Source organism: Bacillus sp. SIMBA_154 (assembly GCF_046536015.1).
In the GTDB taxonomy this organism is placed as follows: Bacteria; Bacillota; Bacilli; order Bacillales; family Bacillaceae; genus Bacillus; species Bacillus pumilus_P.
In genome coordinates, this window is sequence record NZ_JAWJBV010000717.1 from 1 (window position 1) to 232 (window position 232).

Here is a 232-nt window from a genome sequence, read left to right on the forward strand (position 1 = left end):
TTTTGGACAGCAGCCGCTTCTAACGGCAGAATCTCCTGAAACGTACTGCCTTCTCCATTTTTGCTCTTAATGTTAAGTTTACCATTATGCTCCTTCAGAATTCGTAAACAAATCGGAAGACCGAGACCCGTTCCCTGATCTTTTGTTGAGAAAAACGGTTTCCCGATGTTTTCAAGCTTTTCTTTCGACATGCCGTTTCCTTCATCCTGTATGCTGATCACCGCGTATTCTT

Annotated in this window: 1 protein-coding gene; it reads right to left on the reverse strand. The window is 43.1% G+C overall.

Annotated features, from left to right (window positions below; genetic code table 11):
• Window positions 1-232: ATP-binding protein (locus R0K30_RS23745; RefSeq protein WP_410613511.1), on the reverse strand; the 232-nt coding region annotated here is incomplete at both ends.